This is a genomic window from Xylanibacter ruminicola, from assembly GCF_900107775.1.
Classification (GTDB): domain Bacteria; phylum Bacteroidota; class Bacteroidia; order Bacteroidales; family Bacteroidaceae; genus Prevotella; species Prevotella ruminicola_C.
In genome coordinates this window covers 465,085-481,527 of record NZ_FNRF01000003.1, presented here as the reverse complement: position 1 = coordinate 481,527, position 16,443 = coordinate 465,085, and the positions used below count along the sequence as shown (strand labels likewise).

Annotated in this window: 18 protein-coding genes; 6 read left to right on the top strand and 12 right to left on the bottom strand. The window is 50.1% G+C overall.

Annotation, left to right across the window (positions count from 1 at the left end; all coding sequences use genetic code 11):
* Position 1: 1 nt before the first annotated feature.
* The 4 genes from BLU97_RS09590 to BLU97_RS09575 all read right to left on the bottom strand — a co-directional run bounded on the left by BLU97_RS09590 (position 2) and on the right by BLU97_RS09575 (position 3,386).
* Complete coding sequence (locus tag BLU97_RS09590; protein ID WP_074761345.1) at positions 2-1,828, bottom strand: DnaB-like helicase C-terminal domain-containing protein; 1,827 nt, start codon at positions 1,826-1,828, stop codon at positions 2-4.
* A complete protein-coding gene (locus BLU97_RS09585) occupies positions 1,825-2,325 on the bottom strand; it encodes a DUF4373 domain-containing protein (protein WP_074761344.1) in 501 nt (166 codons plus the stop codon). Before BLU97_RS09585 ends, BLU97_RS09590 begins: the two co-directional genes overlap by 4 nt.
* On the bottom strand, positions 2,322-2,792 hold the full coding sequence (locus BLU97_RS09580) for a D-Ala-D-Ala carboxypeptidase family metallohydrolase (RefSeq protein WP_081352952.1): 471 nt from the start codon (positions 2,790-2,792) through the stop codon (positions 2,322-2,324). Before BLU97_RS09580 ends, BLU97_RS09585 begins: the two co-directional genes overlap by 4 nt.
* A gap of 264 nt (positions 2,793-3,056) precedes the next feature.
* The gene (locus BLU97_RS09575; RefSeq protein ID WP_074761343.1) at positions 3,057-3,386 is read right to left on the bottom strand and encodes a hypothetical protein; all 330 of its coding nucleotides are present in this window, start codon (positions 3,384-3,386) and stop codon (positions 3,057-3,059) included.
* A 270-nt stretch (positions 3,387-3,656) separates the two neighbouring features.
* Between BLU97_RS09575 and BLU97_RS09570 the strand changes: the two genes are divergently transcribed.
* The 5 genes from BLU97_RS09570 to BLU97_RS09550 all read left to right on the top strand — a co-directional run bounded on the left by BLU97_RS09570 (position 3,657) and on the right by BLU97_RS09550 (position 7,010).
* On the top strand, positions 3,657-3,842 hold the full coding sequence (locus tag BLU97_RS09570; RefSeq protein WP_074761342.1) for a hypothetical protein: 186 nt from the start codon (positions 3,657-3,659) through the stop codon (positions 3,840-3,842).
* A complete protein-coding gene (locus BLU97_RS09565; protein WP_074761341.1) occupies positions 3,839-4,432 on the top strand; it encodes a zeta toxin family protein in 594 nt (197 codons plus the stop codon). The genes BLU97_RS09570 and BLU97_RS09565 overlap by 4 nt, the downstream gene beginning before the upstream one ends.
* Before the next feature lie 112 nt (positions 4,433-4,544).
* Complete coding sequence (locus BLU97_RS09560; protein WP_074761340.1) at positions 4,545-5,294, top strand: polyprenol monophosphomannose synthase; 750 nt, start codon at positions 4,545-4,547, stop codon at positions 5,292-5,294.
* A gap of 19 nt (positions 5,295-5,313) precedes the next feature.
* A complete protein-coding gene (locus BLU97_RS09555) occupies positions 5,314-6,075 on the top strand; it encodes a lysophospholipid acyltransferase family protein (protein ID WP_074761339.1) in 762 nt (253 codons plus the stop codon).
* Positions 6,072-7,010, top strand: a complete 939-nt coding sequence (locus BLU97_RS09550) for a metallophosphoesterase (RefSeq protein WP_074761338.1) — start codon at positions 6,072-6,074, stop codon at positions 7,008-7,010. Before BLU97_RS09555 ends, BLU97_RS09550 begins: the two co-directional genes overlap by 4 nt.
* An 11-nt stretch (positions 7,011-7,021) precedes the next feature.
* Here the strand turns inward: BLU97_RS09550 and BLU97_RS09545 are convergent, their stop codons facing one another.
* The 5 genes from BLU97_RS09545 to BLU97_RS09525 all read right to left on the bottom strand — a co-directional run bounded on the left by BLU97_RS09545 (position 7,022) and on the right by BLU97_RS09525 (position 10,739).
* On the bottom strand, positions 7,022-7,837 hold the full coding sequence (locus tag BLU97_RS09545) for a vitamin B12 dependent-methionine synthase activation domain-containing protein (protein ID WP_074761337.1): 816 nt from the start codon (positions 7,835-7,837) through the stop codon (positions 7,022-7,024).
* Positions 7,834-9,168, bottom strand: coding sequence for a dihydroorotase (locus tag BLU97_RS09540; RefSeq protein WP_074761336.1), 1,335 nt, complete (start codon positions 9,166-9,168; stop codon positions 7,834-7,836). Before BLU97_RS09540 ends, BLU97_RS09545 begins: the two co-directional genes overlap by 4 nt.
* Positions 9,134-9,907, bottom strand: coding sequence for a DUF4369 domain-containing protein (locus BLU97_RS09535; protein ID WP_074761335.1), 774 nt, complete (start codon positions 9,905-9,907; stop codon positions 9,134-9,136). Before BLU97_RS09535 ends, BLU97_RS09540 begins: the two co-directional genes overlap by 35 nt.
* 90 nt (positions 9,908-9,997) lie before the next feature.
* Positions 9,998-10,396 carry a hypothetical protein gene (locus BLU97_RS09530; RefSeq protein ID WP_074761334.1) on the bottom strand — a complete coding sequence of 133 codons (399 nt, stop codon included), beginning with the start codon at positions 10,394-10,396 and terminating at the stop codon, positions 9,998-10,000.
* Positions 10,380-10,739: an FtsB family cell division protein gene (locus tag BLU97_RS09525; RefSeq protein ID WP_051611883.1), complete on the bottom strand. Its 360-nt coding sequence runs from the start codon at positions 10,737-10,739 to the stop codon at positions 10,380-10,382. The genes BLU97_RS09530 and BLU97_RS09525 overlap by 17 nt, the downstream gene beginning before the upstream one ends.
* Positions 10,740-10,894: 155 nt before the next feature.
* Between BLU97_RS09525 and BLU97_RS09520 the strand changes: the two genes are divergently transcribed.
* Entirely contained in the window at positions 10,895-12,694 is a 1,800-nt protein-coding gene (locus BLU97_RS09520) for a DNA polymerase III subunit gamma/tau (RefSeq protein WP_074761333.1), read from the top strand.
* Positions 12,695-12,725: 31 nt separating this feature from the next.
* Here the strand turns inward: BLU97_RS09520 and BLU97_RS09515 are convergent, their stop codons facing one another.
* The 3 genes from BLU97_RS09515 to BLU97_RS09505 are packed head-to-tail and all read right to left on the bottom strand — an operon-like array spanning position 12,726 to position 16,413.
* Positions 12,726-13,082: a response regulator gene (locus BLU97_RS09515; protein WP_074761332.1), complete on the bottom strand. Its 357-nt coding sequence runs from the start codon at positions 13,080-13,082 to the stop codon at positions 12,726-12,728.
* Positions 13,083-13,093: 11 nt separating this feature from the next.
* Complete coding sequence (gene xylE / locus BLU97_RS09510) at positions 13,094-14,575, bottom strand: D-xylose transporter XylE (RefSeq protein ID WP_074761331.1); 1,482 nt, start codon at positions 14,573-14,575, stop codon at positions 13,094-13,096.
* Between the two features lie 2 nt (positions 14,576-14,577).
* Positions 14,578-16,413: a sensor histidine kinase gene (locus BLU97_RS09505; protein WP_074761330.1), complete on the bottom strand. Its 1,836-nt coding sequence runs from the start codon at positions 16,411-16,413 to the stop codon at positions 14,578-14,580.
* Between the last annotated feature and the right edge of the window lie 30 nt (positions 16,414-16,443).

The following is a 16,443-nucleotide window of genomic DNA, read 5'->3' as shown; positions in this document are numbered from 1 at the left end:
ATTAAAACGGATCGCCATCTTTCCAGTCGGCAGTGTCGTCGGCCGTAGGGGCGGCATCAAAGTTAATCTGCTGCTGTTCGGCTTCGCGATAACTCCAGTCGTTGCGATCGCGGTCGTGCAGGGTCATGTTATCATCCTCGGTACCAACAAACCGACCGCATGTATTGTCGAACCCGAACGCCCGCTTACCAATCTGTCCCAGATGGCGAAAGCGTATCTTCAGCACGTGTATCCACGTTAGCGGTGCGGCCTTTGTGTATTCGTCGCGGCGCTCGCGCTGCAGTATCAATCCATAGTCGCACTTGTTGTAGAAGTCGGCCGAACCGGCGATATCATAGAGCGACGGCAACTGCGACTGCAAGCTGCCCTTACCCTCGGTCTGCGGTTTCTTGGGGTGCGCCACCAGTATAACCAGTACCTTCTCTTTATGTCCGAAGTCAACCATACGCTTCAGTACATACGATATCTTCTGCGTATCGTTGGCACCCGACAGCACAGGTAGTTCGATATAGTTAAATGGATCAATCAACAGCACGCGTATGCCCTTCTGCCGCACCAGTTGTGTGGCCGACGCCAGGATATCCTCGATAGAGTTGTTCTCCTCAGAGATGTGGAAGATGTTCTCGCGCAAAAAACGGAATCCACGATCGAGTGCCTGCGGCGTAAAGTTCTTGACCGACATCTCGCGTCCCATCAGTATCTGACCCAGTTCGTAATAGTGCAGACTCATCGGGTACTTCTCGGGCGAGTAAACGGCCGCCTTCCATCCCTGCTGCACAGCCAGCGACATCATCAGATAGTCGGCAAAACTCGACTTACCCGCACCAGGGAAACCCGAGATAACCATCAGTCGTCCGGGCTCAAAACGTACCAGATGGGCAAAGCCGTGCAGCTTGATACCTGGGAATCGCGGCACACCATTGTCCACCAGTTCACGGAATGCCTCTACCTCATCGTCGATCGTCGCCACACCCACCGGCATCTGCTCGCACACGTTCTCCATACATCGGCGCACGGCGTCCTCGCCTTCAGCCAGCAGCACATCGTTGGCATCCTTGCCGCCCATCCAGTCAACATAATAGAATTCGTTTTCGGCAAAGTACTTGGCCACCTCCTTACGTTTCTCGTTACCCTTCTCGTCGGTATCGCCGGCGTAAACAATGCGCACACCACTGAAGTGTTCGCGATAGGGGTCGAAACAGGACATGCGCGTGCCGCAGCCATTGGGCAGCGATATCACACTCTCGTAGCCACACTGCACCAGCACCGCCGTATCCATCATGCCTTCAGTGATATACACCGTGTCGGCACCCAGCACCGCATCGATGTTGTAAGGAATGATGCGGCAGCCCTTCTCGAACCTGAACTCCTTGTCGGGCGACTTATACTGCACATTGTATACCACGCCCTGCTCCATGAACCGGAATGCCATAAACGTTTTCTTGCCATCAGGCGTATCGGCAGGCAGTTCTGCCCACCCCACTCCCAACCGGTGCATCGTCTCGGGTTTGATGCCACGCTGCTTCAGGTAGGCCATGATCGACGAGGGGTATGAACCCAACGATATTTCGGGCTTCTGTTTCATCTGCTCACTGCTGGGCTTATACTTCCATTTGGCTGCCATAAAGTTGGCGCCGCAACAAAAGCAGTGTCCCACGCCTTTCGCCTCGTCGAATGCGCCATCGGTGCGCTTGCTGTGATGCCCCTCGTCGCCGCACAGCGGACAGTGGAAACGGTACTTCTGTTTGCCGCGGTCGCTACTCTTGGCCCGCGAGCGCAGTTCGTCTATGCTGTCGAGCAGCCATGTATTGCTATTCGTTTGTTTCATCTCTTCAGATAATTATCGTAATTGCGGTAGTCGGTTTGCTCGCGCGCGCCACCCTCCTCAGGCTGCTGCGTGTCGTCGACACACACGCAAGCAGACTGTTTTTCTTTATTTTCTTTTTCTATTTTTATTTCTATTTCTTCCGCGTGCGAATGATAAGTACGCGCGGGAGTGCCGCAACTTTGCCGCATCTTACTGGCAACCTTGCCGAACTGTTGTTGCATCCAATAGCTGGTAAAACGCTTCTTTTCGTCATCCACCACAAACAGACCATAACTGGTAATCAGGCGCTTCACATCCGAGCGATGACGATGGCCCTCAACAGCCAGCACACTCATTTGCGTACCGGTATAGGCACCCCACCCGCCCTCGCAATGAGAGAGGTAAAGATTAATGGAAACATACAAGCCCAAACCTGTAGCTCCTTCAGCCGCATACATATCGATTATATCAGGCTGCGACAGCAAGTTACGCTGTAATTTCAAATAGCCACTGTTCATCGTATCACTTGGCGTCGGTTAAGTCGGTAGTTGATACGGCAGCTGATGTGTATCCACCAGGCAGTGGCGCTGTGCTCCAGTATCAGCTGGTCAAAGTCGGCAAACTGCTCGGCATACTTCAGTAGCAGCCGTGCTGTCTGCTCATCTGTAGGGTGGCCGAACGGACGGTGCTTACGGGGGATGGTGATGTCGGCAGCCTCACCCTTCAGGTGCTGCGACGTGGACACACCGCCCACCATCTGGTTCAGCAGCGGGCAACGGTAGCCGCTGTTAACCTTGATGGGCAGTCGCAGCTGCTGGCGTATGGGCTCCAGACAGCGCTCGCAAAGGTTCTGCATCGCCGTGATGTGCTGCTTTAGAGGGATGTTAGGAATCTGTTTAGCTTCGGCTGTTGCTGAGTAACACATCTCGCCCAGCGTAAAATGCTCTGTTAGACGCATGGTCGTATCAATGATAGTTTTCTGCATAATGTTGGTAAATTATTTTTTAATGATTACACGTTTAATTGCTAACCCTAAGAAGGGCGCCACCCTGCAGGTGACGCCCAACCGTAATAATCTGTTTGCTGGTTGTTGTTGATTCATACATTTACAGTTTTTAGTGAGTAATAATGGTTCCTGGAACCACCTGCAAAGGTAATGCTTTTTTCAGGCTATTCCAATAGTAAAAGGAAGAAACCAGTCCTAAATTAGGACAAGTTTCTTCCCATCAGAGTGCATTAGCAACAGTGCTTACATATACTTATATATCGAACGATATATCGATTCGGCACTGGCATGCAGATTAGAATGTTCAGCCATATAGCGGCTCAACTCTCTGTGCGATACAATCAGTAGATGACGGTTAACCATGTTAGCCAGTTTCTGATACACCTTGCATGGACGAAACTTGGGGGAGCTGAAATTAAAATCAAATCTACTCACCTTAAGCACATCAACATCCGATTGGCAATCAATCAGAAAGTCGCACAAGTACTTGATATCATTCTCTAGCTGATCATGACATCCATCATGAAAGAGCGCCGACAGCGGTGTATCGGCAGAAATATGTTTTTTCTTCATAATCTATATAATCATAATTAATTTAGAGTTAAACGCCAAATGATTAATAGATTAGACGTTGGCCAATGATGTATTAGGCGAGTTTTCAAATCGTGCGCCCATAGCCAGGAAAGCAGCCCAACAAATCGATCCTGGGCTTAGATAATTAGTTGTTGTGTTAGCTACTTCGGGCATTCCGGAATGCAAAAGTAACAAAAAAAAAGCGATTTTCGTACCGCTATCAGAAAAAAGATGTATCTTTGCACGCAGAAAGTATAAACATATGCAGATATGAGCATCGACACTTACAAACTGACAAGCACAGAGGAGCCTACTGATGAGGTGCTGCAGGCCCTGATGGAAAAGGTGGCACAGACTGCCCGCGAGTCGAACGCAAAGGCTGAGGCAGAGAAGCGCAGACGACTGCAAGCCGTAGCCGATGAAATCAAAGAATGGAAAAGTAAGGCTGCAGTATGACAGAAATAAGACCCACACTCTGCGTTGTTGCCGGTCCCAACGGGTCGGGCAAGACGACTACCACTACCCAGTTGCTTGAAAACGAGTGGACGGCTGATAGTTTGTACATCAATCCCGATAACATTGCGCAAGAAATCTTCGGCGACTGGAATTCGCCTGAAGCCGTTTTGAAGGCTGCCGAGGAAGCCACACGCCAGCGTTACGAATGCTTGGAACAAGACAGAAACTTTGTCTTCGAGACAGTCTTCTCGTCGCCAGAGAAGCTGGAGTTCCTCCGTAAGGCAAAGGAAGCAGGTTTCTTCATTCGCCTATTTTACGTCTGCACATCAGATCCTGCCATCAATGTAGCCCGCATCACACAGCGTTATATGAACGGCGGTCACGAAGTACCCATCTCTAAGATTATCACTCGCTACTACAAGTCACTCGCCAATGCAGCAAAGGCCATCACCTTCGTTGACCGAGCCTACATTTACGACAATTCTGTAGACAACCAACTGCCTAAACTGCTTTATCGCACCACTGACGGACAGCCCTTTAAGCGCTACACCGACGACATTCCCCTCTGGGCACAAACCATTATAGATTAAGCACACCCCTACCCTCTGCAATACAAAATTATAACAATACAAAGAAAAACGAGTTTTCCTTTGGTATTTCGCTCGATTTGCACTATCTTTGCAGCGATTTAATAAAGAAAGTATGAAGCAAAGCGATAGTATAGTTATCATACCAACCTATAATGAGAAGGAGAATATCGAGAAGATTATACGCGCGATATTCGGGTTGGAGAAGAGTTTCCATATACTGGTGATCGACGATGGATCGCCTGACGGTACGGCTGCCATTGTGCGTAGCCTGATGGCCAACGAGTTTGGCGGACAGCTGCACCTGGTGGAACGTAGCGGCAAACTGGGACTGGGAACAGCTTACATTGCCGGATTTAAGTGGGCACTGGAGCGCGACTACGAATACATATTTGAGATGGACGCCGACTTTAGTCACGATCCCAACGATCTGCCACGACTGTATGCAGCCTGCAAAGACGAGGGCTACGATGTGGCTATCGGCAGTCGCTACGTGAGCGGTGTGAACGTGGTTAACTGGCCTATCGGACGTGTGCTGATGAGCTACTTTGCATCGAAATACGTGCGCTTGGTTACGGGCTTTAACGTACACGACACTACTGCAGGATTTAAGTGCTACAAGCGCCGCGTACTGCAGACCATCGAACTGGATAAGATTCGCTTTAAGGGCTATGCCTTCCAGATAGAAATGAAGTACACTGCCTACAAGATTGGCTTTAAGATCAAGGAGGTAAGCGTGATATTCGTGAACCGACAGGAGGGTGTGAGCAAGATGAGCGGTGGCATATTCGGCGAGGCATTCTTTGGCGTGATGAAGTTGCGCTGGGATGGATGGACACGCCGCTATCCGAAAATTGAAAATTGACCATTGACCATTGAACATTATGCTTAAGATACTATACAGAATCTACCAGTTTATTGTTTGTTTGCCGGGAATAGTGCTGATGACGATGATTACAGCACTCGAGGTGGGCATTGGTACCACCATAGGCAATGGCCACTTCTGGGGTTACATGCCTGGCCATATATGGGGAAAAATCATCCTCAAGATGTTTCTGATACCGGTAAAGGTGGAGGGGCGCGAGCATCTGGAAAAGAACCAGAGCTACGTGTTTGTGGCCAACCATCAGGGATCGTTCGACATATTCCTGATTTACGGACATCTGAACCGCAACTTTAAGTGGATGATGAAACAGGCGCTGCGCAAGGTGCCATTCTTAGGCTATGCGTGCGCCAAGAGTCATCAGATATTTGTAGATAAGCGCGGCCCCAGCAAGATACGTAAGACCTACAACGATGCACGTGAGATACTGAAGGAGGGCTACAGCGTAACGGTATTCCCAGAGGGTGCACGCTCGTTTACCGGGCATATGGGCGTGTTCAGAAAGGGCGCCTTTGCACTGGCCGACGAACTGCAGTTGCCAGTAGTACCACTCACCATCAACGGATCGTTCGACATCCTGCCACGTATGAAAGGCTTTAACTTTGTGAACTGGCATCCGATGACGCTGACCATACACGAGCCTATCTACCCCGTAGGACAGGGTCCTGAGAACGTAGAGGCTACTCTGCGACAGGCGTACGACTCGGTGATGTCGGCACTCGACCCTAAATATCAGGGCTTTGTAGAGAATCCCGATCAATGATTATCATCCGCTTTATCATCATCACGGTGCTATTTGTGATAGCACTTACTGCCGTTACCATCTGGGCCTATAAGCGCCGACAGAAGCTGGTGATGGCCGGAGCAGCCGTGGTGTGGTATATAGCGCTGTACGGCACCTTTGTGGGCTTCCAGAAACTGGAGGTGAACCATCAGACATATACATCGGCCGAGCTGCCGAAGGCTTTCGACGGTTACAAGATTGTGCTCTTCTCGGATGCGCACGTGGGCAGCTACACGGGGCGCAACGAGTGGCTGCTGCAACGGGCGGTTGACTCGATCAACGCACAGAAGCCCGACATGATTGTGTTTACTGGCGACCTGCAGAACGTGGATCCGCAGGAGATAGCCGAACACCTGAGCACACTGAGCCAACTGAAGGCTAAGGACGGCGTGTACAGCGTGCTGGGCAATCACGACTACGATAAGTACTTGCTACAAAAGGACGGGCTTGACACGCAACCCTGCCCAGAGACTATCGCACTGGAGAAGCGCATGGGCTGGCACGTGCTGCAGAACGAGAACTGCATCATCGTACGTGGCAGCGACACGCTGACGATTGCTGGCATGGACAATGATGGCGATGGCGAACGATTTCCACAGCGAGGCGACGTAAAAAAGGCGCTGCAAGGGGCTACACCGTTTGTGATTATGCTGGAGCACGACCCGAGTGGATGGCGACGCAAGATACTGCCCGACGGGCGCGCACAGCTGACGCTGAGCGGACACACGCACAACATGCAGTTTGCACTGTTTGGTTGGGCGCCGATGAAGTTGACGGGCAAGGAGATTAACGGCTGGTACGAGGAAGGCCGTCAATCGTTGTTTGTAACAGCGGGCTTAGGGGGATTGATTCCGTTCCGCTTTGGTGCCACAGGAGAGATTGTGGTGATAGAATTGAAAAATGCAAAAATGTAAAAATGCAAAAATTACAGGCTAAGCCACTTTCTTAGGACTTCGGCAGGAACGGCGCGGCGGCGGGCGTAATCCTGTAACTGATCTTCGCCGATTTTACCAATGGCAAAATAACGGGCTTTTGGATTGGATATCATCATGCCACTCACACTGGCATGGGGCTTCATGGCACCGCTCTCGGTAAGGCGGATGCCAATCTGTTTCATATCCAATATCTCATCTAACAGGAAATTCAAACTGGTATCGGGCAACGAAGGATAGCCCACAGCGGGACGGATACCCTGAAACTTCTCGACGAGCATATCCTCTATGCTCAGGTTCTCATCCTTGGCATAGCCCCAATACTCCTTACGTACCTGCTCGTGCAGACGCTCGGCAGCGGCTTCGGCCAAACGGTCGGCTAGCAGCTGGGTGAGCATCTTCTGATACACATCGCCATCAAAATCGGTCTCTAAGCCGATATCAACGGTGGTGGCGAACAAGCCGATTTTAGAGGCTTTGGGCGAAATAAAATCGGCTAAGCACATAAACGGGGGATTGCCTTGCTGCTGACGCAGACAGGGGATGGAGGCTACACGCACGGGGTGCATAACGCCACAATCGGGGCACAGCTGAGTGCGGTAGATCTCGATATCATCATCCTGACTACGGGCGTCGAACAGCTCGAACACGGCATGCACCTGGTACTGGCCGTCAAGCTCCTGCAGCTTGGCAAGGGCTTCGGCGTGCATACGCTGCTTCTCGGCCTCTTCCTTTACCTGCCAGGCAAAGTAGTAGTACACCCAGTTGATATAGGGCACCAGCTCGGATATGCGGTAGGTAATCTTCATCTAAACTGTACGGGTTGACCGATATAGTTGGTATCCACAACACCATCCTTGTAAACGGTATGACCATTGCAAAGGGTCTGTTCCACACGCCACAGGAAGGTATGGTTCTCCATCGGACTCCAACCACACTTGCTCTGAATCACATCCTTGGTTACGGTCCAAGCGGCATTAGGACGCACAATCACGATGTCGGCCTGATAGCCCTCGCGCAGATAGCCACGGTTACGCACGCCGAACAAATCGGCTGGGCGATGGCACATCAGCTCAACTAAACGCTCGATGGTGAGCACACCCTTATCCACCAGCTCAAGCATGGTTACCAACGAGAACTGCAGCATGGGCATGCCACTGGCAGCCTTACAGCAGCCTCCCTCTTTCTGTTCTAACAGGTGGGGCGCATGGTCGGTACCAATCACAGCGATACGCCCATCGGCCACAGCCTGACGCAGAGCATCGCGATCGGCTGCCGACTTGATGGCAGGGTTGCACTTGATACGCGTGCCTAAGGCATTGTAATCGCGATCGCAGAAATAGAGGTGCGAAGGCGTAACTTCGGCAGTAATTGGAGGAAGGAGGGAGGAGGAAGGAGGAAGGAGCTCTAACTCCTTGGCCGTAGTGAGGTGGGCGATGTGCAGCTGGGCATGGTGCTTCAGGGCAAGCTCTACAGCCAGTCTGGTGCTCTGATAGCAGGCCTCAACGCTACGAATCTCGGGGTGATGGGTTACCTTAGGGTCGTCGCCATACAGGCGCTTAGCCTCGGCCATATTGCGGTTAATAATGTCGGTATCCTCGCAATGCACCATGATAGGCATCTGGGCGGTAGAGAATATCTTCTCTAAGGCCTCACGACGATCCACGAGCATGTTACCCGTTGAACTGCCCATGAAGAGCTTGATGCCAGGAATACGATGCACATCGAGCTGCGAAAACAGATCGACATTATCGTTGGTGGCACCGAAAAAGAAACTATAGTTGACGTGACTTTTCTGAGCGGCCAGCTTAAACTTCTCGTCGAGGGCCTCGAGGGTGGTAGTCTGCGGCACGCAGTTGGGCATGTCAAAATAGGTGGTAACGCCACCTGCAGCTGCTGCCCTACTCTCGCTATCGATATCGGCCTTGGCAGTTAAGCCTGGCTCACGAAAGTGCACATGATCATCAATCAGACCGGGAAGAACGAAACATCCCGAAGCATCAATCACTTCGTCGAATGATGCGTTCGGGACGGTGTTTCCTTCTACAATCTTAGTTATCTTAGAATCTTCGACGATGACAGAACCGTCGAATTTGTTGGCGTCGTTAACGAGCGTTCCGTGTAGAATCAGGCGTTTCATTGTTTTCTTGAGCTGGTGCTGGAGTGGGTTTTACATCTTCAACAAGTCCGTTCTGACGAGCCTGAATCTCGTTTGCTACCTGGTAGTACTGCTTCACATAAGGATCGGCCTTGAACTTCTTGGTAGCCTTGCTCATAATATCCTCGATCTGGGGAGTAAGGACTGGATACTGGTAGTTACCGGTAATCATCATAAACACACCAGGACCAAGTACATTATCAAAGTTCTCGACAATAAAGTTGGTAACGAGCGAATCCTCCTGCATGGCGATACGATTGGCCTCGGCAGAGAGCTGACGGTTGATGACGTTCTCGTCGATACCCTCGAGCAGCATCTGACTCTGCTTGTGCGAGAGCTCGTTGAGCTCGTTACCCAGCTGATCGTGGCGCTTCATAAACTCATAGAGTTTCTCGTTGAGAGGTGAACCGCTAACGGTACGATTGGTATTGTCGATATGTATCTCGATATCGCCCTGCTCAATCACAACAGGCATCATGAGTGGCTCATCGTCCATATACAGACTGGCCATCTTGATGGTGTCGAGCAAGCCGGCGAATTTAAATTTTCCATGTACGACATCGCACGAGTCGAGATTCTTCAACTCGTCGTTGACCATTGTTTTGAGGTAAAGCTTACTTCCATCAAGTGCCGACACAGAGGTTGAACCCTGAATGTTGTATGATTCAGCACACGATGCGAAAGTTACTGCTGTTAGTAATGCGTAGAATATCTTGTTCATAACATATTGTTTTCGGCCGCGAAATTACAACTATATATTGAGGTATGAAAATAATTTTGCGCATTTTAAAACAAATGCGCAATCTTTTAATTATTTTTTTGCCTCTTTTTCGAGTTCACTACCAATTCGGTGCATAGAATAAAGCTGCAGCAGAGCGGCAATCAGAAGCACTATTACCCACTTGTTATACACATATTCTATATAGGTAATATAGCTCAAGCCTAAAAAGTTGCCTTTGCTGGCAAACATCAGCAGGGCTGCCACCAGGAACAGTACATCGCTGAGCAGCATCATGCGGCGCAGGCGACGGATGGTGAAGTTCTGACCCTCGTAACGCTGCTGCATCTGCATAGAGCTGAAGCCCAGAGCGCCGATGGCAAAAATATAAGGGGCACTGCCCCACCCTAATAATGTAGTACCGGCTCCAACAGCCATTAATATACCGCCAAACAGAAAGATGGCGGTTTGCAGTTTATTCAACTCTCTCATTAGTCTCTAAAGGTTTTACATCGCGATCATCATCGCTCAATACAAATATATCTTCATCGTCGGCCTTCATGAAGTAGCGTTCGCGCGCTATCTTCTCGATGGCCTTGGGATTACGGTCCAACTCCTTGATCTGAGCCTGATCGCGGTTAAAATCAGCTTCGAACTGCTCCTTCTCCTCGGTAAGCTCGGCAATACGCTGACGGTTCTTGAAATGGCTCCACAAACTGTTGTCGTCGAGGAAGCCTACCAGCAGCACACCTACAATACAAACCACGGCATACTTAAAGTAAACCGAGCGCCACACCAGCAGTGCGTAAGCCTTAATACTCAACAAAACTTTCATAAGCTCAACAATTTGCCTGCAAAGTTATAGTTTTTTTGGCACTGATTACACGGATTAACACAGATTAATAATAATTTTCTAAAAAAATCCGTATAATCCGCGCAATCCGTGCCTAATTTTCTGTATCTTTGCACCACGAAATTAAATTTAGCTTTATGGAATATATCGTTTCGGCCAGAAAATACCGTCCGCTGAGCTTTGATACAGTGGTAGGTCAGGCGGCCCTCACTACTACACTGAAGAACGCAGTGAAGAGTGGGAAGCTGGCTCATGCCTATCTGTTCTGCGGACCGCGTGGTGTGGGAAAAACCACCTGCGCACGTATCTTTGCCAAGGCCATTAACTGCCAGCACCCTACGGCTGAGGGCGAGGCTTGTAATGAATGTGAATCGTGCCAGAGCTTTAACGAGCAGCGATCGCTGAACATCTTTGAACTCGACGCCGCATCAAACAACTCGGTTGAGCACATCAAGACCCTGATGGAGCAGACACGCATTCCACCGCAGTTGGGCAGGTATAAGGTGTTTATCATCGACGAGGTGCACATGCTGTCAACAGCTGCCTTCAACGCATTCCTGAAGACGCTGGAGGAGCCGCCTGCACACGTAATCTTTATTCTGGCCACAACCGAGAAGCATAAGATTCTGCCTACCATCCTGAGCCGTTGCCAGATATACGACTTTGAGCGTATGACCATACGCAACACTATCGACCACCTGAAGCATGTGGCCGAGCAGGAAGGTATCACCTACGAGGAGCAGGCACTGGCAGTAATCGCCGAGAAGGCTGATGGCGGTATGCGCGATGCCCTCTCGATCTTCGATCAGGCAGCATCGTTCTGTCAGGGTAACATCACCTACGAGAAGGTGATTGAGGACCTGAACGTGCTTGACAGCGAAAACTACTTTAAGATTATCGACCTGGCCATAGATAATAAAGTGAGCGACATAATGGTGCTGCTGAACGGTGTGATTAACAAAGGCTTTGACGGCGGACTGCTGATTCAGGGGCTGGCTAAGCATGTGCGTAACGTGCTGATGGCACGCGACCCACAGACACTGCCACTGCTGGAGGTGAGCGACCAGATGCGTGCACGCTACGAGGAGCAGGCCAAGAAATGCCAGATAACATTCCTGTACGACGCGCTGAAGCTGATGAACCAGTGCGATATTAACTACCGACAGTCGAGCAACAAGCGCCTGCTGGTAGAGCTCACACTGATTGAGATAGCCCAGATAACACAGCCTGCGGAGGATGGCGCGAGTGCGGGGCGCAAGCCCCGACGACTGAAATCCCTGTTTAAGAACATGATTCAGCAACAGAAGCCCAAGAACGCAGCCCCACAGGTAGCTGCGGCTAAAGTTGCTGTATCGGCTGCTGCAGCTGTAACTGCAGAAGCAACTGGCGAAACGCAAACGGCTGGCTCCACTGTCAGCGAGGCAAACACTACAAGCAAGCCCAAGCTATCGCTGGGCGGCATCGGCTTTTCGTGGAAGAAACTGCGCCAGCAGGACAATGGGCCGCAGAAGGGCGGCATGCAGATCATCCCAGGATCGATTAACATGCCTACCGGACAGGATACCATCACCGATGCACAGTTTACACAAACCGACCTGGAATTCCAGTGGATGGCCATGTGTAACCGTATGCCACAGAAACTGAGCGGTATTGCTACCCGTATGAAGAACATGAACCCTGAGATAACAGAGTTTCCTACGGTTGAGGTGGTGGTGGATAACGAGCTCATCAAGCAAGAGATTGAGGATATCCAGAAGAGCATTGCCAAAACCCTACAGATATATCTGCACAACGACCAGATACAGATAACTGTCCGTGTAGCCGAACAAACGGAACACGTGAAGATACTATCGCGACGCGAACAGTTTGAGCAGATGGCAGAAAAAAATGCTGCCGTAGCAAAGCTACAGCAGGCATTCGATTTAGAATTGGCTTGAGTCATTCCGACTCAAGCCATTTTCTTTTCTATTACTCTCCAAGAATTTTCTTAAGCAGTGTCATGCACTCATCGCGATTAACGGGCTTTGAGAGGAATCCACAGCATCCTGCCTGTTCGGCAGCGGTACGGTCGCTATCAAAAGCATTGGCCGTAAGGGCTACAACAGGCAGATCGGGATGCTTCTCCTTAATCTGGCGAGTGGCCTCCAATCCGTCCATGATAGGCATCTTAATGTCCATCAGTACCAGATCGTAAGCGTTGGCATCAACCATCTCTACTGCAATCTGACCGTTCTTGGCACGCTCAAACTCAAAATCCTTCTTAAGCAGATACGTCATCAGTACGTAATTGCTGTCATTGTCTTCAGCTACTAAAATCTTTTTCATGTGTCAAAAAGTTATTTGTTAGTGAGTTTATCTTTCCACATCTTACTCATATCCTCGAGTGTCTTACCCTTGGTCTCAGGCACAAGGCGCCATACAAACAGGGCGGCCACTACACAGATAATGCCATAGAGTCCGTAAGTGAACCAGTGACCAAAGTCGTCGCCCTCAGAAAGGTGCATGTTGAACATGGGCACGAACGATGAGCTGACGATGAAGTTTGAAATCCACTGGAATGCTACAGCGATAGCTACAGCACCACCACGAATGGTGTTGGGGAAGATCTCGGCAATGAGCACCCAGGTGATGGGGCCCCATGAGAACATGAACGAAGCCGAATATACCAACAGCGATGCAGCTGTAAGCATCTCGAGTCCGGCATGTCCGAAGGTGAGTGCCACACCGAAGGCACCAAGTGCCATACCCAACGAACCGCTAATCAACAAAGGCTTACGTCCCCACTTCTCGACGGTGAACACAGCCACCAGGGTGAACGTAATATTGATAATACCCATAAATACAGTAAGAATCATGGGGTTATCCATTCCCATATCACCAAAGATACGTGGTGCATAGTAAAGCACAGCATTGATACCTACAGCCTGCTGGAATACTGAGAGCATGATACCCACAAAAATGCAGAGCGCACCGTAAGTGAGCAGCTTCTCGGTCTTAACAACCATGGTATCCTTGATATCCTGCAGAATCTGCTGAGCCTTGGCAGTACCGTTGATCTTGGCCAGAATACCCTCGGCCTTCTTATCCTCGCCAATAGAAACAAGGTAACGTGGAGTCTCGGGTACAAAGCAGATGAGCAGGGCAAACAAGCCTGCAGGTACAGCCTCGCTACCAAACATATAACGCCAACCGGTAGTAACAGTCCACTGTGCAGCAGGCGTAATCTCGGCAATCTGCTTACCGATATCCTCAACCAGTGGCTGAAGGTGGTCGCCCAGGATAAAGAAGTTAACGAAGTAAACTACCAGCTGACCGAAGATAATGGCAAACTGGTTCCAGCTTACAAGCATACCACGGATATTTGAAGGGGCAACCTCGCCAATGTACATGGGGCAGATGGCCGAAGCCAGACCTACACCGATACCACCGATAACACGGTAGAAGTTGAACATCAGAGCCAGTGTGTAAGTGGGCTGTCCATACTCGAAGAACAGGAACTCGGGGTCCATTGAGCCGAGGGCTGAGATAAAGAACAGCAAGCCGGCAACGATAAGCGACTTTTTACGTCCCAGGTTAGTGGCCAGGAATCCAGAGATGGCAGAACCGATGATACAGCCAATGAGGGCCGAGGCAGAGGTAAAGCCATGCCAACCATCAGTGTAATCAAAATCGCTTGCCGTTTTAAAAAACGCCTGTAATCCCTTTTCTGCACCGGATATAACAGCAGTGTCGTATCCGAACAGCAGACCGCCAAGTACGGCGACCATCACGATTGAAATGAGGTAGGCCTTGCTACCTTGTTCTGTTTGTTGATTCATAACTAATTATTTGTTTTAAGTTTAATTGGCAAACTGAGTGTAAAGGTGGTTCCAGCCGCAGAGGTCTGATCGAGCACAAGCGTGCCACCTAACTTGGCCACGGTTTCGTGGCAGTAGGCCAGTCCCAGTCCTAATCCTTCCTTGAATTCATCTACCTTGGTAAAGCGGTTGAAGATGGTACCAATCTTATCAGACGGAATACCACAACCGGTATCCTCGATAGTGAAGTGGAAGTAGTTCTTATCTTTGCTGAGTATAAGACGGATATAGCCGTCGTCGGTAAACTTAGCCGAGTTCTCAAGGATGTTGCCCAACATCTGCAGCAAGCTGTCGCTGTTGGTGGTGAGCGTCTTGCTATGACCTTCGGCCTGATCTACCAGTTCCAGGCTCACACGGTCGGGATTAACTGGCGGCATGGCACTCAGGGCCTTGTGGCAGATATCAAGGGCATCAGTTTCCTCTACATCCTTCAGCAGGTCCTTGGTATGCTCATTAGCCAAAGCCAGCATCTTGTTAACCAACGATGTAATCTGACGGGTGTTCTTACCGATGGTGTCGGCCAGACTCTGACGCTCCTCGGGCTCAAACTCAGCATTGGGTTCCATCAGCACCTGGGTAAAGCCATTGATGATATTGAGCGGCGTACGTATCTCGTGACTCACACTACGGATAAACTCTGTTTTCATCTCATCGGCTGCAGCCACCTGCTTATAGGCACGCTTCAGCTCCTTGTTCTTGGTGAGCAGCATCTCCTGGAAGCGGCGGCGTCCATAGATCGACATGGCCAGACCAACTATCAGCATCAAGGCCAGCACCATGGCTATCACCAATACGATATTCATCATACGGGCAGCCTTCTGCTTCTGGTTCAGCAGATACATCTCCTCTTCCTGATTCTGGATGTTCTCGGCTATAATCACACCTGTGATAGAGTCGCGTGTATGCATCAGGTCGCGCTGCATCTGGAACGCCTTATCCGTTTCGCCTAAATAGGTGTAGATATCGCAACTAACCAGATAGCGTTCTTTCAAATTGAGCAGGGTCTCAACCTGGGCTAAAGCTGCCTGGGTATTGCCGTTGAGCAGCGTTTGATAGATACGGGCATAGGGCAGGAAAATGTCGCCCTGAGGGTTGGCGTTCTTGGCATCCGCCTGCTCAGACAGAGTGATATACTTATGGAAATCGGCGTACCTACGCTTTTTAAACATCACGATGGCCTTCATAGCATAGGCATCGGCCAGTCCACGCCAGTAATCCTTCTGATCCTTATTGCGTGCCAATTCCTCTAAGTCCTTATCAAGCCACTTCAGCGTTTCTTCGCTATTGTTATTAAGCTGTATGTGCGCCATACCTAAGTACAGGAAGCTCAGTCCATCCTTCTCGTACTTGGTACCTTTAATCAGATCGATAGCCTTCTCAAACTCTTTCAAGGCACCGGGAATATTACCGCAGGCATTATACACATGACCTAACATCTTGGGCGCCAGAAACTGCTCGTCCTTAGCCACATCACGTCGACGTACCAAGTCGTCCTTCATGGTGTTGGCAATATGGTAGGCATCGTGAATATTCATGCGGTCGAGATTGTACATCACACCGCACACCCACGAGTCGTAATAGCCGGTATTATCCTTACATTCAATACAATGAGCCTGATAAGCCCAGCAAGCAGCATACACCTTATGAGAGTCGTCCTGAGAGCATGCGGCCCACATCGCATCACGCAGCTTGCTATGCTTAGCCGTGTCGCTACAGAAGTCTGTCTGAGACACCGCAGGCAACGTAACCAACAGTGTAGCAGCACAGAATATATATTTTGTCCAATGGTTCAAAGTCATTCTAAATAGGTTTATTTGGAAAATCCTCCG